We start from the raw sequence: 21558 nt of genomic DNA, 5'->3' as shown, positions 1-21558 counted from the left end.
GGGTCGGACCTGCTCCATAATGGTGTTCTCTCATGCAACATGAACACTGCCAGGGTTAACTCTCCAGGCAGTCACAGGACGATCAAGGGGAAATCCGGCATGGCCCAGCGCAGGGGTGGATCGCAGAGCGTCAAGGAACGTTCGGCCGAGCCACAATCGGCTGCCGAAATCCTCATCTCCGGAGACCCCTTCTCGGTGCTCGGGCCCCATGCTATTGCACCGGGCAAATGGGAGATCAGAGCCATCATCCCCGATGCGGACCGGGTGAGCATTGCTGGTCGTGATGGCGAAACCATTCTCACCGCGATGGAGAGAAGATCGTCCGATGGTCTTTTCGTCGGCACAGTGAGTGAGACTGAGCGACCTGACTACAGGCTTCGGGTGGAGCGCCAGGATCATGTGGAGATCAGGCACGATCCCTACAGTTTTGGAACGTTCCTGTCCTCCCACGACATTGCGCAGCTGCGCGATCCAAGAAGTGATGCGGCTTACCAAAAGCTCGGCGCACATCATCTGGACCTTGGTGGTATCCAGGGCTTTCTCTTCACCGTCTGGGCGCCGAATGCGCATCGTGTGAGCATAGTAGGTGACTTCAACGCATGGGACGGGCGCTGCCACCCCATGCGGCGGCGCCATGAGGGTGGAATTTGGGAGCTTTTCATCCCCGATCTCACGGCAGGGGAACGGTATAAGTTCGAGATCGTCGGTCTCCACGGAAATCTGCTGGCGCTAAAAGCGGACCCGTTAGCCTTCGCGGCGGAAAATCCTCCCGCCACGGCCTCAGTCCTGAAGAAAGATCTGGATCACAAGTGGCGCGACGATGAATGGATGAAATCCCGCGCCGTGCAGAACCAGCGCAAAGCGCCCATGTCGATCTACGAGTGTCATCTCGGATCATGGGCGCGCGTACCGGAGGAAGGCAATCGTTATCTCACTTATCGAGAACTGGCTGTCAGGCTCATTCCTTATGTGAAGGACCTCGGCTTCACGCATATCGAGCTTTTGCCGATTACCGAGTATCCCTTCGACGGCTCATGGGGATATCAGCCTATCTCTCTGTATACGCCGACAAGCCGTTTCGGCACGCCTGAGGATTTCGCCTCTTTCGTGGATGCTGCCCATGCCGCCGGGATCGGCATCATCCTCGATTGGGTGCCGGCGCATTTCCCGAATGATCCGCACGGCCTGAGTTATTTCGATGGCACTCATCTCTATGAACATGCGGACCCACGCCTCGGCTTTCATCAGGATTGGGGCACATATATTTACAACTACGAACGCCAGGAAGTCATGACTTTCCTCGTGGCGAATGCTCGTTTCTGGCTGGAGCGCTATCATCTCGATGGCTTGCGCGTCGATGCAGTGGCCTCGATGCTTTATCTCGATTACTCCCGCAAGCCTGGCGAGTGGATCCCCAACCGCTATGGCGGGAATGAAAATCTGGGTGCCATCGACTTCCTGCGCCAGATGAACGAGGTCGCCTATGCCTCGGCGCCGGGCGCCATCACCATCGCTGAGGAATCCACCGCATGGCCCGGAGTGTCACAGCCGACTTATACTGGCGGCTTGGGCTTCGGCTTTAAGTGGAACATGGGATGGATGCACGATACCCTGCGCTATATCAGCAAGGACCCCGTTTTCCGCCGCCATCACCATCATGATTTGACATTCGGGCTTCTCTACGCCTTTTCGGAAAATTTCATTCTACCGCTCAGCCATGACGAGGTCGTGCATGGCAAGGGCTCTCTCATTCGCAAGATGCCTGGCGACCAATGGCAGCGCTTTGCGAACCTGCGCGCCTATTTCGGCTTTATGTGGGGACATCCCGGCAAGAAGCTCCTGTTCATGGGCGGCGAGTTCGCTCAGGAGCAGGAATGGAATCACGATCACAGCCTCGACTGGCACCTCCTGGATGATTCCTATCACAAGGGCGTTCAGACCCTCATTCGCGATCTCAACCATACCTATCGATCAATCCCGGCCCTTCACGAACGCGACTGCGAGTGGAAGGGCTTCGAATGGCTGGTCTCCGACGACAGAGACAACAGCGTCATCGCCTGGCTGCGTCGTGGTGATCGCGAGAGCTCGATCGCAGTTGTTGTTTCCAACTTCACGCCCCTTCCCCGCGAAGGATATCGGCTCGGTGTTCCGGAGCCAGGCTTCTATAGGGAGGCCGTAAACACGGATGCCGCGATTTACGGCGGGAGCAATGTCGGCAATCTCGGAGGCCTCCGCACCGAGGAGACACAAAGCCACGGGCGACCCTATTCGCTGTGTCTGACGATCCCCCCGCTGGCCACGATCATTCTCGTCCTGGAGCAAACCTGACAGGCACATACATATTGTCAGGCTTCAAGGGGACTTCCTGCCCTTTCGCGCGTTGACGGCATGAATATCTGCCCAGCTTCCGAGACCTGCGATGAACGACAAAGTCGAGACCCGTGAACCAGCCCCTGCGGAGATTGTCGCTCCTTCGGTACGGCGCACCTCCCGGCTTCGCGAGGGATTGCCCTACCCTTTAGGAGCTACCTGGGACGGCCTCGGTGTCAACTTCGCCCTCTTTTCCGCGAACGCTACGAAGGTCGAGCTCTGCCTTTTCGATCCCAGCGGCAAGCGCGAGGTCGAGCGCATTGAGCTTCCTGAATATACGGACGAGGTCTGGCATGGCTATCTGCCGGACGCGAGGCCGGGTACTGTCTATGGATATCGCGTATACGGCCCCTATGAGCCCGATGCAGGCCATCGCTTCAACCACAACAAGCTTCTTCTCGATCCCTATGCCAAGCAGATTGTGGGCGATCTGAAATGGGATCCGGCTCTCTTCGGCTATACGGTTGGCTCACCGGAAGCGGACTTGTCCTTCGACGAACGCGACAGCGCGTCCTTCATGCCCAAGTGCCGAGTCATCGAAGGGGCGTTCACCTGGGGTAACGAGCGCAGGCCTATGATCCCCTGGGAGCGGACCATCATCTACGAAGCGCATCTGCGTGGCTTCACCATGAAACATCCGGCGATCCCGAAAGACATCCGCGGCACCTGCTCTGGCCTGATGCATCATGAATCGATCAACTACATCAAGAGCCTGGGCGTCACGACGGTCGAGCTTCTGCCCATCCATGCTTTCGTGGACGACAGCTACCTGATCGAGAAGGGCTTGAGAAACTACTGGGGCTACAACAGCATCGGCTTCTTCGCGCCTCAACCACGCTACCTCGCGACACCTTTCGTCAATGAGGTCAAGGAAATGGTCAGTCATTTCCACGATGCCGGGATCGAGGTGATCCTCGACGTTGTCTACAACCATACGGCCGAAGGCAACGAGTTGGGTCCGACCCTTTCATTCAAAGGCATCGACAACGCCTCCTATTACCGGCTCGCTCCCGATAAACGTTACTATATCAACGATACGGGAACCGGGAATACCGTCAACCTGAGTCACTCCCGCGTCCTGCAAATGGTCACCGACTCTTTGCGCTATTGGGCCCAGGAAGTTCGTGTAGATGGCTTCCGGTTCGATCTGGCGACAATTCTTGCGCGAGAGCCCCATGGCTTCGAGGAGGATGGCCGCTTTCTGGATGCCGTGCGGCAGGACCCGGTGCTGAGCCGTGTCAAGCTGATTGCAGAGCCGTGGGATTGCGGCCCTGGCGGCTACCAGGTGGGACGTTTCTCCCCCGGATGGGTGGAATGGAACGACCGTTACCGTGATACGGTACGAGCTTACTGGAAAGGCGAGGATGGCAAGTTGCCGGAATTGGCATCACGCCTCACCGCTTCGGCAGATCTCTTCAACAAACGCGGGCGCAAGCCCTGGGCCTCGGTGAATTTCGTCACCGCCCATGACGGCTTCACTCTCCATGACCTCGTTTCCTACAACGACAAGCACAACGAGGCGAATGGCGAGGACAACAAGGACGGGCACGATCATAATCTGTCCTGGAACCACGGTGTCGAAGGCGAAACCAAGGATCCGGATATTCGTGCCTTGCGCTTCCGCCAGATGCGCAACATTCTCGCGACGCTCCTCTTCTCCCAGGGCACGCCCATGCTTCTCGCAGGGGATGAGTTCGCCCGCACGCAGAAGGGCAATAATAACGCTTATGCTCAGGATAACGACATCTCCTGGATCGATTGGGAAGGTGTCGACGAAGATGGCGCTGAACTTTTCGAATTCACCCGCAAATTGATTCAACTGCGGCAGAACCTGCCGATCCTGCGTCGTGGTCGCTTTCTTTCGGGAGACTATAATGAGGATCTCGACGTCAAGGATGTGACGTGGCTCACGCCTGTCGGGGACGAGATGACGCCAGAGCATTGGCAGGATCCCCACGCCCGCTGCATTCTCATCCTTCTCGACGGACGCGCACAGCCGACCGGTATCCGTAAACGCGGCACGGATCTGACCTTGCTCTTGATCCTCAACGCGCATCATGACGTTGTGAAGTGCAAGCTTCCGGAGGTAACGGGCGGCCAGGCGTGGAAGTGTCTCATCGACACCAATATGCCGGAGCTGTCGTTTCCGACGCCGTTCAACTTCGGCAAGGAATACACGGTGACCGGCCGCTCGCTCCTGCTGTTCCAGCTTCAACCCGAGGAGCCCCTCAAGAAAGATAGAAGGCGCAGTTCCTGAATGGGTTGACTCAGGCTTCGGCGAGGCAGGAGCGGTAGAGATGGGCATATTGGCGGGCTGGCCTGCCCCATCCCACCTCGGATGCCATGCCGTTCCTCTGCACGCAGCGCCAGGCAGCTTTATCGGACCAGAGCATCTTCGCCCGAATGGCAGCATCGATGAGGCCCGTGAGGTTGACGGGAGAGAATTGGAAACCTGTCGCCGCGCCTGATGCGACCGCCATTTCATTCGCGTCGATGATCGTATCGGCGAGGCCGCCGACACGGGAGACGATCGGCACATTGCCATAATGCATCGCGCAAAGCTGCGTCAGTCCGCAGGGCTCGAAGCGGGAGGGAACAAGGAGCGCATCGCTTCCGCCTTGAATGAGATGGGCAAGCGTCTCGTCATAACCGAAGAAACAACCGACCTGTCCTGGATACACAATGCTGGCAGCGCGGAAGCTCTCCTCAAGTGTCCGGTCCCCAGCCCCGAGCAAAGCGAGCTGCGCCCCGTCCTGCAAGAGCGTTGGGAGAGCTCCGAGTACGAGATCGAGCCCCTTCTGTTCCGACAGACGGCTCACCACGCCGAACAGCATCGCATCAGGGTCTTCATCCAAGCCGAGGCGCCGTTGAAGCGCCTGCTTGTTAACACCACGTCGTTCAAGGGCATCGCGCGTGAACGAGGCCGCAAGCGCATTGTCCATGGATGGATCCCAGACACTTTCATCGATGCCGTTCAGAATGCCGACGACATCCTTTGAGCGGGAACGCAGAAGACCATCAAGCCCCATGCCCCCCTCCGGCGTCTGGATTTCCTTGGAATAGGTCGGCGACACGGTCGTGATGCGATCCGAGAGCCTCAACCCAGCTTTCAGAAACCCGATCTGACCGTAATACTCCACGCCATCGACCGTGAAGGCGTGAGGCGGCAGGCCCAGCTCGTAAAGCATGTTCGCGGGAAAGATTCCCTGAAACGCAATATTGTGAATCGTGATGATGGTGCCAGGGCGAGGTGTTTCGCTGTAATGCAGATAAGCAGGCGCCAAGCCTGCCTGCCAGTCGTGAGCATGAACGATATCGGGGATGAAGCCGGGCATTGTCCCCTGCCCGATATCGGCAGCTACTCTTCCCAATGCTGCAAAGCGCCGCGCATTGTCCGGCCAGTCCCGCCCATCGGGTGTCAGATAGGGTGATCCTGGGCGCTCATAGAGATGCGGCGCGTCGATCACGAGAAGATCGAGCTGGTTCGAAGTTGCCGTAAGAAGACGCGCTGGGCCGCCGAACAAGGACGGATAATGCCGAACAACCTCCGTGCGCCCAAGAGCCTTCATGACCCCCGGATAGCCTGGCAAAAGAGAGACGACCTGAACGCCCTCATGGGACAGGGCGAACGGCAAGGCGCCGGCCACATCGGCAAGGCCGCCTGTCTTGATGATGGGGAACAGCTCCGATGTAACGGAGAGAACGCTTAAGGACGTCATCCAGAAAGCCTGTCGACCATCGGCTTCGTGATGAGGCAGATCCCGCGTTCCGTCCGCCTGAAACGCCGCGCATCTTCTTCCGGATCCTCACCGACCACCAGACCCTCGGGAATGTTCACGCCACGGTCGATCACCACGTTCTTGAGCCGCGCTCCACGGCCGATATTGACGAAGGGAAGAATGACAGCTCCATCCACATGCGCATAGGAGTGAAGATGGACCGCCGTGAAGACGAGCGACTGGCGCAAGGACGCTCCTGAGACGATGCAGCCACTGGAGACGAGAGAGTTGATGGCATGGCCTCGGCGTCCATCCTGATCGTGCACGAACTTGGCGGGTGGCCAGGTTTCGGAGAAGGTCGAGATCGGCCAATCGCGGTCATAAAGATCGAGCGTCGGAACGATGGCCGTCAGATCGATATTCGCTTCCCAATAGGCATCGACGGTACCGACATCCCGCCAATAGGCGGGCGCATCGCTGCCCCCTGCTTCGGCACCCGAGCGTACGCATGAATGCGTGAAGCGGTGAGCGACCGCTTTTCCATGTTCGACGAGATAGGGAATGATATCCTTGCCGAAATCCCTGCTCGATCCTGGCGTCGCAACGTCCCGCTGTAACTGATCGAACAGGAACCGTGTGTTGAAGACATAGATGCCCATGCTCGCAAGCGCCATCTCGGGATTACCCGGAATGCCCGGCGGGTCCGCAGGCTTTTCCAGGAATGTGACGATGCGATCAGTCTCATCCACGCCCATCACGCCGAAGCCCGTCGCCTCCATGCGCGGCACCTCGAGGCATCCGACAGTCACATCAGCACCGGAATCCACGTGCTGGCGCAGCATGATCTCGTAATCCATCTTATAGATGTGATCGCCGGCCAGGATGATGATGTATTCGGGATCGATGCTCGCGATGATGTCGATGTTCTGGAAAACCGCATCGGCCGTTCCTTCATACCACATGGTCTCGGAAACGCGCTGGCTTGCTGGTAGGATATCGAAGCTCTCATTCCGCTCGGAACGGAAGAAGTTCCACCCCCTCTGCAAATGACGGATCAGGCTGTGAGCCTTGTACTGGGTTGCCACGCCGATGCGGCGGATGCCCGAATTCAGCGCATTCGAGAGGGCGAAATCGATGATCCGCGTATTGCCGCCAAAATAAACGGCGGGCTTCGCGCGGACATCGGTCAATTCCATGAGTCTGGAACCGCGCCCGCCCGCAAGGACATAAGCCATGGCATGGCGTGAGAGAGGCGAAGAGGCAGGACTCGGGCTGGGCAAGGTGTCGTCCTCATATATAGGGCGTTGATCTGCCCTGCTTCGCGACCTCTGAACCCGGCTGTTATTTCTTTGACGTATCCGGCTTCAGAGGATGTCCCTGCCCCCGCAGTTCTCGTCTCTTACAGACACTAGCTATTGTATCGTGTCAGGACGGTGTCTTCGGCGAACGCCTGCGTTTTGGCGCGGTCACCGTTTCGCCCACGGACTCGGCTACCTCAGCGGCAGTGCTCTTACGCCTACGGGGCTTAGGTGAGGCAGGACTATTCAGAACTTCGTCCAAGGTCTGGCTGGTCATGCCGAGTGGTGCCGGACTTGTTTCGACCGTGTCTTCTTCGCTACCGAATGATGTCTGGCCTGTCTCCAATGGAGCAGTCTCATCGCTGCCGATGATAGGATGCATGCCATTGCTGGCTTCACCGCCTCGGTTGCCTGTAATTTCTCGCTCAGCCTCATACCAATATTCATCCGCACGCCCCTGCTGGCTGCCGTGCTGCATCCACAATTCGTAGGCCCGTTCCCGAATTCTTTGCTCAAGATGCTTTTCCATAATGACCTTCTGTCCTTATCCCTGGCCGGTCTCGTCGAAGGAAAGCGAATGCCCCCGCGAGGCTGCATAATCAACGCGCTCAAGCTGCATAAGTTATTAGGCAGGGTTCACGAATGACAACGGGCGGAGCAGGCGGAGCATGAGCCTTTGATGATCGTGAGCAGATATATTTTAGGCGGCCTCCCGACGCGCTGGCTCTGAGACAGATATATTATTTCGCGCAGGGAACCTTGGCTTGGCTATTGAGTTGCAGATGAAGTTCCCATGACGATGAGCAACGTGCACTTCTTTGATGAAACAGGCGGGCTAAGCGGAGCGGTCGCAGGCGTCGAGCCGGCACGCGTGAACACGCGCCCCATTCTGCAGCCCGGAACCAATTGCTGGCGGGTTGTCCCGGCGGACAGGGCTGCGGCTCTCATTGATGGGGCTGATTATTTCACCCAGCTTGAAGCTGCCCTGCGCAAGGCGCAACGCTCGATCATGATCATCGGTTGGGATTTCGACGGCAGCATCCGCTTGCGCCCGGATGTCGACCCCGAAACGTCCCCTCCTCTTGGCCCGCTTCTTAGGTCCCTGGTGGAGGAGAAGCCGGATCTGGAAATTCGCATCCTGGTATGGAGCATCGCCATCGTTCATGCGCCTGGCGCACCGGGCCCTCTGATTTTCGGAGCCGATTGGCAGAACCATCCCCGCCTTCAGCTTCGCCTCGACAAGCATCATCCGCTCTATGCGGCCCATCACCAGAAGATCGTGAGCATCGACGACAGCCTTGCCTTCGTGGGCGGAATGGATCTGACAGTGCGGCGCTGGGACACAAAAGATCATGCCTGCGACAATCCCTATCGGCTAAGGGATGACGGCACGATCTACGATCCCGTCCACGACATCCAGATGGTTGTGACGGGAGCCGCCGCCCATTCGATTGCGGAACTCGCCTGTACCCGCTGGAAGATCGCGACAGGGGAGGAGCTTAGCCCCCTTCCCTATCCCGCGCTCAATCCCTGGCCGGAAGACCTGTCACCCGATTTCACCAACGCTCCCATCGCCATTGCACGGACATATCCCGCCTGGGGCGAGCATTCGGCGGTGCAGGAGGCGGCAGCGCTCAATCTCGATGCGCTTTCAGCCGCAAAGCATTCTATTTACATCGAAGCGCAGTACATGACGGCGCCCTATATCGGCGATGTCCTGGAACAGCACCTTTCCGATCCTCTCGGCCCGGAAATCGTGGTCATTCAGACACATGAATCGCACGGCTGGGCGGAAAAGAAGGTGATGGGGACGAACCGAGACCGTCTCATCCGCCGCCTACGCAAGGCCGACCGCTATGACCGCCTGCGGGCTTATTATCCAGTCGTGCCGTCCGAAGGTGGCTCCTGCCAGGTTCTGATCCATTCCAAACTTATCATCGTGGATGATACGTTCCTGCGCATCGGATCCTCGAACCTGAACAACCGTTCGATCGGCCTCGATACGGAATGCGACCTCGCGATCGAGGCGACGAACGACGAGATGCGTCGGACAATTGCCGGCTTGCGAAACCGTCTCTTGGCGGAACATCTCGATACTGATCCAGATGTGTTTGCGGGGATGGTCGCGGAAGCTTCCGGCTCTCTAATTGCCGCCATTGAGCGTCTCAACGTAAACAGACGTCGCCTGCATTCTTTTGATGCGATGTTCGATGAAGGCCCGGCTGCTCCAGCCATCGGCACGGGGCTGCTCGATCCCCTCGAACCGTTCGAGCCTCTCTGGTTCCTGAAGCGTCCGAGAGATTGAGGCTCAAGCCCTCGCCGGCGCGTCACTTATCTCGGCATGGTTCTGCCCCTTCCGACGGTAGGCAAGTTCCGTGATGAGGAAGACGAGGATGCCGATGCAAAGCGGGATGAGGAAGTAGACGAAGCGGAAGACCAGAAGAGGTCCGATCAGGTCCTGCCCCGGCAGGAGATACATGACGACACTTTCGATGACTCCCAACCCACCTGGAACATGGCTGACGAGCGCTGTCGTGTTGGCGATCACATAAACCGACGCGACGCCGACATAAGCCACGTCGGTCACGGCTGCCAGCGCCTGATGAAGACAGGCTGCAACAAAAGCAAAGTTGACCGCGCCGATAATAGTCTGTGGGATGGCCAGGCGCAGCGGCGGGATTTCAAATGTCCAGCGCCAAATACGCAGTGGCTTCTTCACGATGGCGGAAAGCACGAGGTATAGCACTGGCAAGGCTAAGCAGCCGGCGCCGAGAGCAATCACAATGGGCTTCGAGAGGCCCGTGATCTCAACGGCAAGGCTCGTTTGCAGGAGCAGAGCTGCTCCTCCGAGGACCATAAGACCCAGCCCGACTGTGATGCCGCAAAAGACGATCACCTTGGCGACCTGCTCTGCGCTCAAGCCCCATCGCGTATAAAAGCGATAGCGCACGGCTCCACTGCTCAGAAAGGCAAGGCCGATATTGTGACCGATCGACAGGCTGGTGAAGGAAGCCCAGGCCGCCCTGTAATAGGGCTGAGGGCGCCCCACATAGCGCAGGGCGAGATAATCGAAACCGCTGAGGCAAAGATAGCTGGCGGCTGCAAACCCGCCTGCCGCGGCTAGGCGCGCCGCAGGAATGGCAGCGACGGCATCAAAGAGCTGATCCAGGCTGTAGCGGCTGAGCGTCCGATAAAGCAGGAAACCCGCAAGGCCGATGGCCAATACCGCAATCAGAGGCTTCCAGATCTTACGCATCCATACTCCTGTCTTCCGAACTCTTCACATCAAGCAATCCTTGGCCGTAGAGGTTCCCTGCTATTCGCGTGCATGCTCGGCATCGATCTTGTGGCTTCTGACAGGCATGACCTGGAACTCGACCATGAGGGGCAAATGATCGGAGGCGACGCGAGCCGCGGGTGAGCGCAGAGACTCGACCCGAACCACATGGATCGACCGGCTGACGAAAGCATGGTCGATCCTCAACATCGGCAGACGTGACGGAAAAGTCGGCTGCGCGCGCTGCAGCGGCAGGGCAACCTGCGCATCACGCAGATAGGCTGTCAGACGCCGATACGCGCGAGACCGGGGAGAGGCATTGAAGTCGCCAAGCAGGATCACCGGCTCCCGGCAGGCCGGATGGCCGAGCCATTGAGGCCCAAGCAGGCAATCCACCTGCGCCAGTCGCTCGCTCCGGCGAAGACCGAGATGCGTTGTGATGATCTGGACATCGGTTCCGCCGAGATTGATCGATGCCCATAGGGCGCCCCTCGGCTCAGGCGCGAAGCGCCCTGTTCCGCCTGGGAGAGGCCCTGCTTTTACCAGCCGGGAGGGACGATGGGTGAGGATGGCGTTGCCATATTCCTCCTCCAGAACGCGAAGGCTGGCATGAAAGTGCATCTGCATGCCGAGCGCCTGGGCGATGGCATGGGCCTGATCCACGCTGCCGGTCCGCACGCGCCCGACATCGAGTTCCTGGAGCGCCACCACATCGGGCTCATAGGCCGCAATCACATCGGCAATGCGCCCCGGCGAGAGCCGCCCGTCCGTTCCAAGACAGCGACGCACGTTGTAGGTCAGTATCCGGGGCACCTCGCCTCCTTTCCATGGCCATCTCTGCACAGGCAACAGGCTGCGCAACGGCAGCCTCACCAGCACTAACCCTCAAAGCGCGCATAATTTCCCTGCAAAGCTGCGCAATATCGTTTTATGAGAAGATCGGAGACGCCCTTGCTGGATCAGAGGGCGAGGCCAGTGCCTCAAAAAAAACGGGAGCCGTGCGTACATCCGGCACCGGCTCCCGCCCTGATGACCAGCTGCCCCGAGCAACCGGATTGGTTCATCATAGTCCTGAACCCGAGGACGGCGGGGGCGCATAGGGGGTATGAAATTCCCTCCTTCGGGGAACCTCCCCCCTTGCAGACTCCTATGGGAATAAGGCACTGACCATACCGGGCGGCAGAGCCATAGCCGGCAAGGGCACCAATAGGGAAATTTCCCCATTACCCTCAAAAGCCTATGGCGTGGCCTGATAGGTGAATGGAGCCGATATGAGCGAGCAGTTCTCTCTGCAGAAAGATAAGATCCGCGTGCTCCTGCTCGAAGGAGTCAACGAGAGCGCTGTCGAGCTGATCCGCTCCGCCGGGTACACCAACGTGACCTATCTGAAGACAGCACTCGATGAGAAGGAGCTGATCGAAGCTCTCCAGGGCGTGCACATTCTTGGTATTCGTTCGCGAACCCAGCTGACTGCCGAGGTCTTCGAGGCTGCAAACCGCCTCATCGCCGTTGGCTGCTTCAGTGTGGGCACGAACCAGGTGGATCTCGAAGCCGCCCGCCATGCCGGTATCCCGATCTTCAATGCTCCCTTCTCCAATACGCGCAGCGTCGCCGAGCTCGTGATCGGCGAAGTTGTCATGTTGCTGCGACGTGTCCTCCCGAAATCTGCGGCGGCTCATGTGGGCGGCTGGGACAAGTCGGCCATCGACAGCCACGAGGTACGCGGCAAGACGCTCGGTATCGTTGGCTACGGCAATATCGGATCGCAGCTTTCATACCTTGCCGAGTCCATGGGCATGCGTGTGATCTTCTTCGATCTGACCGACAAGCTGCGGCATGGCAACACCGAGCCTGCAGATAGCCTGCACGATCTTCTTGCGCAAAGCGACGTGGTGAGCCTGCATGTTCCGGAGACACCCGCCACTCATGGCATGATCGGCGCAGCCGAGATCGCCACCATGAAGAAGGGTGCCTACCTCATCAACAACAGCCGTGGCACGGTCGTGGATCTGGATGCGCTTGCAGAAGCATTGAAGAGCGGCCATCTGCGCGGTGCGGCCGTCGACGTATTCCCTGTGGAGCCTGCCTCCAACAAAGATCGTTTCGAGACACCGCTCCAAGGTCTCGACAACGTCATTCTCACACCACATATCGGCGGCTCCACGGAAGAAGCGCAGGAGCGCATCGGCGCCGAAGTGGCCCGAAAGCTCATTGACTATTCCGATGTCGGCTCGACCATCGGCGCCGTGAACTTCCCGCAGGTGCAATTGTCGTCCCGCGCCACGGGAACGCGCTACATTCACGTCCACCGCAACGTGCCGGGCATGCTCGGACGCCTCAACCAAGCCTTCTCCAAGCGAGGCCTCAACATCACGGCGCAGCATCTGCAGACTGATGGCGAGATCGGCTATGTGGTGATCGAGGTGGAAGGGCAGCCCGAACACAGCCGAGAGACCCTTGAGGAAATCCGCAACCTGGAAGGCACAATCCGCGCCCGCCTGCTCTATGCCCTGGGCTGATTGAGCCGACCTCTCCAAGTGCTGGCCCTTTTCTAAAGGTCCCGATCATGCTTGGATTGCCGAGATGTTGACCCGCGTTCAGGAACGGATTCGCAGCATTCTGCAGCACACGGCGACACGGGTCGCTGATAGGGCGCGACTTCCTGCTGTAGTCGTGGACGACGTCGAAGTGATACTTGGGCTCGAACAATCACAAGAGAGGCCAGCAGAGGGACGGCACACAAGGTATGTGCGTTCCGCATCCATCACTCCAGAAGAGCCGGATTCTTCAAAAGACATGAGCGCTTCCGTCGATACACTTGCCGAGCAGATGCTGACCCTGGTGGATATCGTTTCCGCCCAGGAAAAGGACATCAAGGCCCTCAAGGAACAGTGCCGGAAACTGGAAGAACACAACCAAGCTGTCATGGTCGCCTTCTCCGCTTTCTTCCACGTGCTGTCGGTGGGCCGTGTGGCGAAGGCCAGCGAGATCACATCCCTGCTGCAGAACATCAGCAAGATCGCCGAACAGGAAGGACGTCCAAAGGAATCCGTGGCCTTCCTCCAGGAACTCGCCAGGATGGTGCCCGGGCATTCCGATGCCGAACCCGGCGCTTAGGCAAGATTTCTCCCTTTCTGGCGTTGCGCCTCAAATTTTAAGCTTCCCTTAACCTTAAGAATTCATGATCAGGCGTGCCGCACCTTGCGCGGCCATCCGGCACGAGCACCCTGACCTCTCTGCCTTGCCAGGATTCATCCGTTGACGGCACCTTCAGGGAAGGAAGCAGTTCATGCCGGTGGAAAGGGCTCACGTCGCGATTGAGAACCTCATCGCCGACCATGTCGCCGCTTCCTTCAGGTCGAAGGAGCGAACCGCCGTCGCTGATAACACGGCAGCCCAGATTCGCAGCCGCATTACGGATCGTTTCCAGCATGCCAAGATCGGTTCCGAACAGGATAACGCTCCGCCGGCGATCGTGGCCCTGCGCGACCGCATCATCACGATTTTCTCGCCGCCCCAGAAACTCGATCCCGCTCACGATCGAGCGGAGCAGCTGACTCTCCTGCAGGCCAGCATTGAAGAGCTTCGCCGCCATACCGCGACAATCGCCATAGAGCGGCGCGAAGAGCAATCCCGCAAGCCGCGTCACGTCGATCTGCTGTTGGAGCGTCAGCAACTCGTTTTGAAGAACGAGTTCACGGAAGGCTTCGGCCGGGTCGAGACATGGCTCGTGTCGATAGCGGCACTCGCTCTCGTTCTGCTCAGAGCCATCGACTTCCTTTGGGCTCTGCCGATCCTCGCTCTCGGCATCGGACGGTCATGCTATCTCGACCGGCAATGCAAGAAGCGCAGCGCGAGGATTGCCGAGATCGATGCAATGATCGAACCTGCGCCAAGACAGCCTTACAACTGAGACAGCAGAAGCGCATCGCGCAAGACCTGCCAGCTTTCCCTGTCCGGCGCAGAGATTAGGCCGCCTCCCCGATTGGAGGCCCGATATGGCGATCCATCGAAATGCGCCGTATAGCCCCCGGCTTCTTTGTGGATCAGCCAGCCTGCGGCGTGATCCCACGGCAGCACGCTCGATGAGAATGAAAAATGCATGTGCCCGCTAGCGATCTGGCGATAGGCATGCGCCGCACATCTCAAATTGGTGACCATGGCTATACGCGGGAAAGAGCCAGTTACAACAGGCATCAAATCCGGCGGAAGATAGCGCCACGACACATTGCCAGCCATTTCTGCGAGCGCAACAGGGGATGCGACACGCAAAGGCGTGGTGCTACCGTCTGGCCTCTGCAGCCATGCACCCTCTCCCCGCACGGCCACGGCCCAGTCATCGCAGATCGGGTCGAGAATGACGCCACAGACCACCTCTCCCTTCATGACGACGGATGCCATGACGCCGAACAACGGCAGACCCGATGCAAAATTGAGCGTTCCGTCGACGGGATCGAGGATAAAGGCGAGATCCGCATCATCCAATCCATCGAGCAATGCCGGATCACGGCTTACGCCCTCTTCACCAATCACGAGCGCATTCGAAAAGGCGCGCAGAAGCTCTGCTCCGATCTTACGTTCCGCTGCTTCATCCGCGTCCGTGACCAGATCGAGCTGCGATGACTTGGTGCGTATCTCACCGGCGGATAGATTTCTGAAACGTGGGAGGATCTCTGTCTGCGCGGCATCTCTCAGGATTTCCGCAACTCTGAGGGCATCGGCTCTGGAAAAAATCATAAGGCTCACGTGCGAAGAAGAGGCATCAGATCATTTCGAGCGGACGCTTGCGCCTCGGCGCCGGAAACGCGGCATCAATGGCATCCAACTCCTCAGCACTCAACCGAATATCGAGGGCCTTCCTATTGTCGCGCACATGAGAGATGCTGGAAGCCTTGGGAATTGCAATAGTTCCGGGCTTCAGAAGCAGCCAAGCAAGGGCGATCTGGTAAGAGCTTGCGCCATGGTTACGGCCAATCTCCTGTAGAATACCGGATTTCGGAAGCCTCCCCTGCTCGATGGGACTATAGGCCATCACGGGCATGTTTCGCTCGGCCATCCAGGGGATCAGATCGTATTCCGGCCCACGCCGCGTCACGTTGTAGAGCACCTGATTGGTCGCGCAGTTTCGCCCATTGTCGACAGAGAACAGTTCTTCCATGTCATCCGTGTCGAAATTGCTCACGCCCCAATGGCGGATCTTGCCTTCGAGGCGCAGTTCCTCAAAAGCCGCGACGGTCTCCTCCAGTGGAACACCGCCTCGCCAATGCAGCAGATACAGATCGAGACGGTCCGTGTTGAGGCGCTTCAGGCTTCTCTCGCATGCTTCGCGGACACCGTTGTGGCTGGCATTATGCGGATAGACCTTGCTCACGAGGAACAGATTATCACGCTCAGTCCCGAGGGCTTCTGCGATGAGTTTTTCCGACGCTCCCTCACCATACATTTCAGCCGTGTCGATCAGTGTCATGCCCAGTTCGACGCCGAGACGCAGCGCTTCGATTTCCTGTGCATGTCTGCTGCTAGTCTCGGCCATCTGCCAAGTGCCTTGGCCAAGCGCGGGAACGGCTTCGCCCGTTGGCAGCGTCACTGTTCGTGTCATCGGATTATCCTGAGGAGTTGAGGCCACATGTTCGGAGCGTGATTGAAGTCGCCCCCTCAATCTATTGCAGTTTCGGCGTTTTCATGAAGCGTCCGCGATCGGCTGAGCGGATCGTCACGTCGAAGGTATCCCCTTCCCGCTCCAGCGTCAGCGGCACATCCACGCCTGCAGGCCCCAGCGCCCAGATGGCTTGGTAGAACTCCGCGAGCGATGTCACGGCCTGCCCGGCGACGGCATGAACATTGTCGCCAGCCCTCAGGCCCGCCCGCTGCGCGGGCGCGTCGCCTGCAAGACCGATGATGGAAACCAAGTCCTCTTCCGTCTCGGACACATAGAAGCCGAGCCAGGGCTTAGCAGGCTTGCCGACCCGGCCGAGGGTCAGAAGATCGTCGAGGATGGGCTTCAGGAGGTCGATCGGCACGCTCATGTTCAGGGGGACGATAGCACCGCCTTGCGCCTGGTGCTGCAGTTGGAGGGAGCCGATGCCGACCAGATCGCCACGTGGGCCAATGAGGGCCGTGCCGCCCCAATTGGGGTGAGCGGGAACAGTGAAGATGGCATTGTCGATCAGATATTCCCAATAGCCCGCAAATTCCTGGCAGGCGACCACCTGGGCCGAAAGAGAATGGGTGCTGCCACCGGCGCCGCCCATGACTACCTGATCCCCCGGCGACAGGCGCCTGGAATCGCCTAGCGACAAAACCGGCAGCCCGAGAGGTTCGAGCGCCTGCACCAGCCCGAAGCCACTGTCGTAATCATAGGCGATCACGTGAGCCTCGACCGTCCGCCCCTTGTTGGTGGTGAGCCAGACCTCCTCGGCTTCGGCGATCAGGTATCCGATGGTCACGACAAGGCCATCGGCGCGGATGACGACACCCTGTCCGGCCCGCTCGATGCCAAGAGTCTCCGCCGTGAAAGCATCCTCCGGCACCCGGGCGCGGAGCGAAACAACGGCGCTCAGGGCTTCCCGGAGATCATAGGAGAGAGTGTCCTGGTCGGGCTGGAATTCGGGCGGGATCTGCCATTCTTCCGGAGATTGCATCGGAAAACTCCTTGAACCCTGCCCTCCAGCCGGCGGATGCCGGAAGACGCATCATCTTATCAAGATGGCGGAAAACGCCCGCCGTTCAACCCACAACCCCATGATGAGTGGAAACGGAGCCAGTTCCAGAGGCTTGACCTAAATCAAGGCCTTCTGCGCAAGGGCAGCGCAAGAAGCTGTCATGACGCCAGAACTCATTGCCCGCTACGATCAGCGCGTGCCGCGCTACACGAGCTATCCCACCGCCCCGCATTTCAAACCGGAGGTGGGAGCGGATACCTATGCCAAATGGCTTGCGGAGCTTTCTCCCAGAACGGCTCTATCCCTTTATCTGCACGTTCCGTTCTGCGCCGAGCTGTGCCTCTATTGCGGCTGCCACACCACGGTCGCCCGCAGCTACAGCCCTGTTGCGTCCTATGTGGAGCTTCTGGAGCAAGAGATCGAACTCGTCGCCCAACAGCTGCCGGAGCGCATGGACGTCACGCATATCCATTGGGGCGGCGGAACGCCGACGATCCTGTCAGGTGCCGATCTCAGGCGCATCATGGGCCTGCTGGAGCGCTCCTTCGGCATCAGCTCCACCGCCGAGATCGCGGTCGAGATCGATCCGCGCACGCTCACTCTGGAACATGTGAACGCACTCGCTGCCTCTGGCCTGAACCGGGCGAGCCTTGGCGTGCAGGATTTCGATCCCAAGGTTCAGAAAACCATCAACCGCATCCAATCCTTCGAGCAAACCGCCAAGGTGGCTGACTGGCTGCGGAATGCCGGCGTGACCGGACTGAACCTCGACCTGATGTATGGCCTTCCCTACCAAACGACGGAAAGCGTGCTGCGCACGGTAGAGCAGGCTCTGCAGCTCGACCCCGACCGGATCGCACTCTTCGGCTATGCCCATGTTCCCTGGATGAAACGCCACCAGGCCCTCCTGCCTGAGGAAACCATGCCGGACGCCATCGAGCGGGTCGAACAGAACACGGCAGCGGCAGCTGCTCTCGTCGAAGCAGGCTATGTCCAGATCGGGCTGGATCACTTCGCAAAGCCGAGCGACCCCATGGTAGCGCAACAGCGCGAAGGCCGCCTGCACCGGAATTTCCAGGGTTACACGACCGACGAAGCCACGGCTCTCATCGGCTTCGGCACCTCGGCCATCGGCTCCCTGCCTCAGGGCTATGTTCAGAACGCATCGAGCACTGTTGCCTATCGCGAGGCTATCACAAAGGGGCAGCTCGCCACTGTGCGCGGAATTGTCCTGACGGATGACGACCGGCTGCGCCGGAGCATCATCGAGCGCCTGATGTGCGACTTCTCGGTCGATCTTCGAGGAATCACACCTGACGAAGCAGCCTCCACCTTTGCGGGCGAGCTTGCCGCCATCGATGACATGGCGCGCGACGGGCTTGTGAAGCGCAAAGGCCTATCCATCCAAATTCCGGAGGAGAGCCATCTTCTGGTTCGCAACGTCTGCGCGGCCTTCGACCGCTATCTCGAGAACGGGGCGGCGCGTCACTCTCGCGCCGTGTAGGTACTCAACGGGTTGTTTCAAGGGATTTCACGGGGGCTTTAGGCCCCCGTTTGATTTGCATCAATGCCCCTTGCCTATCCCACTCCTAGTGAGGGAGCTGATGGCGAAGCTCAGGGCCTCGCCAAAATTTCAAAACGGTCGAGACCTATGGCTCAAACGGCAACAACTCCTAAAGGAATGACCTTCGGCGAAGCAGGCTCCGCTCTTGCCTTCGCCGCCCTTGGCTTCCTGAGCATCATCATCGCGGCAAAAGCCTACACGCCCGAATACGCGTTCCATGCCTATCTCTTTGCGGCCGCGAGCGTCGCGTCCGTGTTCGTCATCGTCAATCGCTACTACGAGCGCCCGGCCGCACTACCGCCGCTGACGATCAACGGCAAGCCCAATTACAATATGGGGCCTGTGAAATTCGCCACCATCGCCTCCATCGTCTGGGGCATCGCCGGCTTCACCATTGGTCTCCTCATTGCCCTGCAGCTCGCGTTCCCGTCGCTCAACTTCGACACGTCCTGGCTGTCCTTCGGGCGCATGCGGCCGCTGCACACTTCCGCAGTGATCTTCGCCTTCGGCGGCAACGTGCTGATCGCCTCGTCGTTCTATGTCGTACAGCGCACCTGCCGCGCACGGATGGTTGGCGACATCGCACCCTGGTTCGTTGTTCTCGGCTATAATTTCTTCATCGTCATCGCGGGCACGGGCTATCTGCTCGGCATCACGCAGGGCAAGGAATATGCCGAGCCCGAGTGGTATGCCGATCTGTTCCTCACCATCGTCTGGGTCACGTATTTCCTGGTCTTCCTTGGCACGGTCATGCGCCGCAAGGAATCCCACATCTACGTGGCGAACTGGTTCTATCTCGCCTTCATCCTGACCATCGCCGTTCTGCACCTCGGCAATAACGCGACGATCCCCGTCTCGATCTTCTCGCCGAAGAGCTACATCGTGTGGTCGGGCGTGCAGGATGCGCTGGTGCAGTGGTGGTACGGCCATAACGCGGTCGGCTTCTTCCTCACCGCCGGCTTCCTCGCCATCATGTATTACTTCATCCCGAAGCGGGCCGAGCGGCCGGTCTATTCCTACCGCCTCTCCATCATCCACTTCTGGTCCCTGATCTTCATGTATATCTGGGCCGGTCCGCACCACCTGCACTACACCGCGCTTCCCGATTGGGCGCAGACTCTCGGCATGGTGTTCTCGGTGATGCTGTGGATGCCCTCCTGGGGCGGCATGATCAACGGCCTCATGACGCTCTCAGGCGCATGGGACAAGCTCCGCACCGATCCCGTGCTGCGCCTGATGGTGGTGTCCGTCGCCTTCTACGGCATGGCTACCTTCGAGGGCCCGCTCATGTCCGTGAAGGCAGTGAACTCCCTGTCGCACTACACCGACTGGACCATCGGCCACGTGCATGCCGGCGCTCTAGGCTGGGTCGCCTACATCTCCTTCGGCTGCGTCTACTGCCTCGTTCCGTGGCTGTGGAACAAGAAGGAGCTGTACTCGATGAAGGCCGTCTCCTGGCACTTCTGGATCTCGACCCTCGGCATCGTCCTGTACATCTCCTCGATGTGGGTCGCGGGCATCCTGCAGGGCCTCATGTGGCGCGCCTATACCAGCCTCGGCTTCCTCGAATACTCGTTCATCGAGACCGTTGAGGCGATGCATCCCTTCTACATCATCCGTGCACTCGGCGGCGCATTCTTCGTGGCCGGCAGCCTGATCATGGCGTGGAACGTCTGGAAGACGATCACCAGCGCTGAGGCTGCCGTGGAAGAAGCCCATCCGGCACAGCCCGTCCTTGTCGCGGCGGAGTAAAGGAACCGATCATGTCATTCTGGTCCCGTCACAAAATCTTCGAGACCAACTCGATCATCCTCGTCATCGGCGTGCTGTTCGTAATTGCGATTGGCGGCCTCGTGGAAATCGTGCCGCTCTTCTACCTGAAGAGCACGATCGAGAAGGCTGAAGGGATACGTCCCTACACACCCCTCGAACTCGCTGGTCGCAACATCTATGTGCGTGAAGGCTGCTACAACTGCCACAGCCAGATGATCCGCCCGCTGCGCGACGAGGTGGAGCGTTACGGCCACTACTCTCTCGCCGCAGAGAGCATGTACGACCGTCCGTTCCAGTGGGGTTCCAAGCGCACCGGTCCGGATCTCGCCCGCGTCGGCAACAAGTATTCCGACGATTGGCACCGCGACCACCTGAAGGACCCTCGCGCCGTCGTGCCCGGTTCGATCATGCCGAGCTATCCGTGGCTTGAGAAGAACGAGCTCGACATGTCCTCCGTCTCCGAGGACATGAAGATCCAGGCAATGCTCGGCGTTCCTTACACCGAGGACATGCTGAAGCTGGCTGAAACCGATGTTCGCATCCAGGCCAATGCCGACGATCCGAACGCCATCGATCTCGCCAAGCGTTACCCGAACGCTCAGTCGCGCAGCTTCGACGGCAATCCGCAGAAGGTCACCGAAGCGGATGCTCTGATCGCCTATCTGCAGATGCTCGGCACGCAGGTGGACTTCAAGCTCTACGACAATAAAGCCAACGTGCGCTGAGGATAGAGACATGCCAGCCGCCTACAAATTCTTCGCCGAATTCGCCCAGACTTGGGGACTGCTCTACTTCGTAGGCGTCTTCCTGATTGTTCTGGTTTATGCCCTCGCACCCTCGCGGAAGGAGCGCTTCGACGCAGCCGCCCGCATGCCTCTCCAGGAGGATTGATCCT

General features: G+C 59.2%; 18 protein-coding genes. 10 read left to right on the top strand and 8 right to left on the bottom strand.

What is annotated here, in order from left to right; genetic code table 11:
- The first annotated feature begins 99 nt into the window (after nucleotides 1-99).
- Both glgB and glgX read left to right on the top strand, forming a co-directional pair.
- Entirely contained in the window at nucleotides 100-2328 is a 2229-nt protein-coding gene (glgB, locus tag MJ639_RS13040) for a 1,4-alpha-glucan branching protein GlgB (protein ID WP_243373419.1), read from the top strand.
- A 91-nt stretch (nucleotides 2329-2419) separates the two neighbouring features.
- A complete protein-coding gene (gene glgX / locus MJ639_RS13035) occupies nucleotides 2420-4627 on the top strand; it encodes a glycogen debranching protein GlgX (protein ID WP_243373416.1) in 2208 nt (735 codons plus the stop codon).
- A gap of 10 nt (nucleotides 4628-4637) precedes the next feature.
- On the opposite strand, the gene glgA is transcribed toward glgX, so the two are convergent.
- The 3 genes from glgA to MJ639_RS13020 form a co-directional block, all read right to left on the bottom strand.
- Nucleotides 4638-6089, bottom strand: a complete 1452-nt coding sequence (gene glgA, locus MJ639_RS13030; protein WP_243373414.1) for a glycogen synthase GlgA — start codon at nucleotides 6087-6089, stop codon at nucleotides 4638-4640.
- The gene (glgC, locus tag MJ639_RS13025) at nucleotides 6086-7369 is read right to left on the bottom strand and encodes a glucose-1-phosphate adenylyltransferase (RefSeq protein WP_279306629.1); all 1284 of its coding nucleotides are present in this window, start codon (nucleotides 7367-7369) and stop codon (nucleotides 6086-6088) included. The genes glgA and glgC overlap by 4 nt, the downstream gene beginning before the upstream one ends.
- Before the next feature lie 145 nt (nucleotides 7370-7514).
- Nucleotides 7515-7916, bottom strand: a complete 402-nt coding sequence (locus MJ639_RS13020; protein ID WP_243373412.1) for a DUF2934 domain-containing protein — start codon at nucleotides 7914-7916, stop codon at nucleotides 7515-7517.
- 264 nt (nucleotides 7917-8180) lie between these two features.
- On the opposite strand from MJ639_RS13020, the gene MJ639_RS13015 reads away from it, so the two are divergent.
- A complete protein-coding gene (locus MJ639_RS13015; RefSeq protein WP_243373410.1) occupies nucleotides 8181-9692 on the top strand; it encodes a phospholipase D-like domain-containing protein in 1512 nt (503 codons plus the stop codon).
- A gap of 3 nt (nucleotides 9693-9695) precedes the next feature.
- On the opposite strand, the gene MJ639_RS13010 is transcribed toward MJ639_RS13015, so the two are convergent.
- Together MJ639_RS13010 and MJ639_RS13005 are read right to left on the bottom strand one after the other, a co-directional pair.
- Entirely contained in the window at nucleotides 9696-10643 is a 948-nt protein-coding gene (locus MJ639_RS13010) for a lysylphosphatidylglycerol synthase domain-containing protein (RefSeq protein WP_243373408.1), read from the bottom strand.
- A 60-nt stretch (nucleotides 10644-10703) separates the two neighbouring features.
- On the bottom strand, nucleotides 10704-11477 hold the full coding sequence (locus tag MJ639_RS13005; RefSeq protein WP_243373406.1) for an endonuclease/exonuclease/phosphatase family protein: 774 nt from the start codon (nucleotides 11475-11477) through the stop codon (nucleotides 10704-10706).
- 458 nt (nucleotides 11478-11935) lie between these two features.
- Between MJ639_RS13005 and serA the strand changes: the two genes are divergently transcribed.
- The 3 genes from serA (at nucleotide 11936) to MJ639_RS12990 (ending at nucleotide 14577) form a co-directional block, all read left to right on the top strand.
- Nucleotides 11936-13183, top strand: coding sequence for a phosphoglycerate dehydrogenase (gene serA / locus MJ639_RS13000; RefSeq protein ID WP_243373403.1), 1248 nt, complete (start codon nucleotides 11936-11938; stop codon nucleotides 13181-13183).
- 64 nt (nucleotides 13184-13247) lie between these two features.
- On the top strand, nucleotides 13248-13781 hold the full coding sequence (locus MJ639_RS12995; RefSeq protein ID WP_243373401.1) for a hypothetical protein: 534 nt from the start codon (nucleotides 13248-13250) through the stop codon (nucleotides 13779-13781).
- Nucleotides 13782-13953: 172 nt separating this feature from the next.
- Nucleotides 13954-14577 carry a hypothetical protein gene (locus tag MJ639_RS12990; RefSeq protein ID WP_243373399.1) on the top strand — a complete coding sequence of 208 codons (624 nt, stop codon included), beginning with the start codon at nucleotides 13954-13956 and terminating at the stop codon, nucleotides 14575-14577.
- On the opposite strand, the gene MJ639_RS12985 is transcribed toward MJ639_RS12990, so the two are convergent.
- From MJ639_RS12985 to MJ639_RS12975, 3 genes are all read right to left on the bottom strand, one after another.
- On the bottom strand, nucleotides 14568-15401 hold the full coding sequence (locus tag MJ639_RS12985) for an inositol monophosphatase family protein (RefSeq protein ID WP_243373397.1): 834 nt from the start codon (nucleotides 15399-15401) through the stop codon (nucleotides 14568-14570). The two genes, MJ639_RS12990 and MJ639_RS12985, sit on opposite strands and share 10 nt — an antisense overlap.
- A gap of 25 nt (nucleotides 15402-15426) precedes the next feature.
- Nucleotides 15427-16263 (bottom strand): aldo/keto reductase, encoded by an 837-nt coding sequence (locus MJ639_RS12980; protein ID WP_243373390.1) that lies wholly within the window; start codon nucleotides 16261-16263, stop codon nucleotides 15427-15429.
- A gap of 61 nt (nucleotides 16264-16324) precedes the next feature.
- On the bottom strand, nucleotides 16325-17305 hold the full coding sequence (locus MJ639_RS12975) for a S1C family serine protease (RefSeq protein ID WP_243373388.1): 981 nt from the start codon (nucleotides 17303-17305) through the stop codon (nucleotides 16325-16327).
- Between the two features lie 181 nt (nucleotides 17306-17486).
- On the opposite strand from MJ639_RS12975, the gene hemN reads away from it, so the two are divergent.
- The 4 genes from hemN to MJ639_RS12955 all read left to right on the top strand — a co-directional run bounded on the left by hemN (nucleotide 17487) and on the right by MJ639_RS12955 (nucleotide 21554).
- Nucleotides 17487-18830 carry an oxygen-independent coproporphyrinogen III oxidase gene (gene hemN, locus MJ639_RS12970; protein ID WP_243373386.1) on the top strand — a complete coding sequence of 448 codons (1344 nt, stop codon included), beginning with the start codon at nucleotides 17487-17489 and terminating at the stop codon, nucleotides 18828-18830.
- A gap of 147 nt (nucleotides 18831-18977) precedes the next feature.
- The gene (gene ccoN, locus MJ639_RS12965; protein ID WP_243373384.1) at nucleotides 18978-20642 is read left to right on the top strand and encodes a cytochrome-c oxidase, cbb3-type subunit I; all 1665 of its coding nucleotides are present in this window, start codon (nucleotides 18978-18980) and stop codon (nucleotides 20640-20642) included.
- Between the two features lie 11 nt (nucleotides 20643-20653).
- On the top strand, nucleotides 20654-21388 hold the full coding sequence (gene ccoO / locus MJ639_RS12960) for a cytochrome-c oxidase, cbb3-type subunit II (RefSeq protein WP_243373382.1): 735 nt from the start codon (nucleotides 20654-20656) through the stop codon (nucleotides 21386-21388).
- 10 nt (nucleotides 21389-21398) lie between these two features.
- The gene (locus MJ639_RS12955; protein WP_243373374.1) at nucleotides 21399-21554 is read left to right on the top strand and encodes a cbb3-type cytochrome c oxidase subunit 3; all 156 of its coding nucleotides are present in this window, start codon (nucleotides 21399-21401) and stop codon (nucleotides 21552-21554) included.
- Nucleotides 21555-21558 lie beyond the last annotated feature (4 nt).

This window comes from Microvirga solisilvae (assembly GCF_022808595.1).
Lineage (GTDB): Bacteria > Pseudomonadota > Alphaproteobacteria > Rhizobiales > Beijerinckiaceae > Microvirga > Microvirga solisilvae.
The sequence above is the reverse complement of the archived record's forward strand: the minus strand, read 5'-3'. Positions and strand labels throughout refer to the sequence as shown.

Excerpts from the sequence above, each read along its gene's own strand:
- hemN (WP_243373386.1), top strand. The coding sequence starts at position 17,487 with ATGACGCCAGAACTCATTGCCCGCTACGATCAGCGCGTGCCGCGCTAC.
- glgB (WP_243373419.1), top strand. The coding sequence starts at position 100 with ATGGCCCAGCGCAGGGGTGGATCGCAGAGCGTCAAGGAACGTTCGGCC.
- MJ639_RS13010 (WP_243373408.1), bottom strand. The coding sequence starts at position 10,643 with ATGCGTAAGATCTGGAAGCCTCTGATTGCGGTATTGGCCATCGGCCTT.
- serA (WP_243373403.1), top strand. The coding sequence starts at position 11,936 with ATGAGCGAGCAGTTCTCTCTGCAGAAAGATAAGATCCGCGTGCTCCTG.
- MJ639_RS12985 (WP_243373397.1), bottom strand. The coding sequence starts at position 15,401 with ATGATTTTTTCCAGAGCCGATGCCCTCAGAGTTGCGGAAATCCTGAGA.
- ccoO (WP_243373382.1), top strand. The coding sequence starts at position 20,654 with ATGTCATTCTGGTCCCGTCACAAAATCTTCGAGACCAACTCGATCATC.
- glgX (WP_243373416.1), top strand. The coding sequence starts at position 2,420 with ATGAACGACAAAGTCGAGACCCGTGAACCAGCCCCTGCGGAGATTGTC.
- MJ639_RS13020 (WP_243373412.1), bottom strand. The coding sequence starts at position 7,916 with ATGGAAAAGCATCTTGAGCAAAGAATTCGGGAACGGGCCTACGAATTG.
- MJ639_RS12980 (WP_243373390.1), bottom strand. The coding sequence starts at position 16,263 with ATGACACGAACAGTGACGCTGCCAACGGGCGAAGCCGTTCCCGCGCTT.
- MJ639_RS12955 (WP_243373374.1), top strand. The coding sequence starts at position 21,399 with ATGCCAGCCGCCTACAAATTCTTCGCCGAATTCGCCCAGACTTGGGGA.
- MJ639_RS12995 (WP_243373401.1), top strand. The coding sequence starts at position 13,248 with ATGTTGACCCGCGTTCAGGAACGGATTCGCAGCATTCTGCAGCACACG.
- MJ639_RS12990 (WP_243373399.1), top strand. The coding sequence starts at position 13,954 with ATGCCGGTGGAAAGGGCTCACGTCGCGATTGAGAACCTCATCGCCGAC.
- ccoN (WP_243373384.1), top strand. The coding sequence starts at position 18,978 with ATGGCTCAAACGGCAACAACTCCTAAAGGAATGACCTTCGGCGAAGCA.
- MJ639_RS13015 (WP_243373410.1), top strand. The coding sequence starts at position 8,181 with ATGACGATGAGCAACGTGCACTTCTTTGATGAAACAGGCGGGCTAAGC.
- glgA (WP_243373414.1), bottom strand. The coding sequence starts at position 6,089 with ATGACGTCCTTAAGCGTTCTCTCCGTTACATCGGAGCTGTTCCCCATC.
- MJ639_RS12975 (WP_243373388.1), bottom strand. The coding sequence starts at position 17,305 with ATGCAATCTCCGGAAGAATGGCAGATCCCGCCCGAATTCCAGCCCGAC.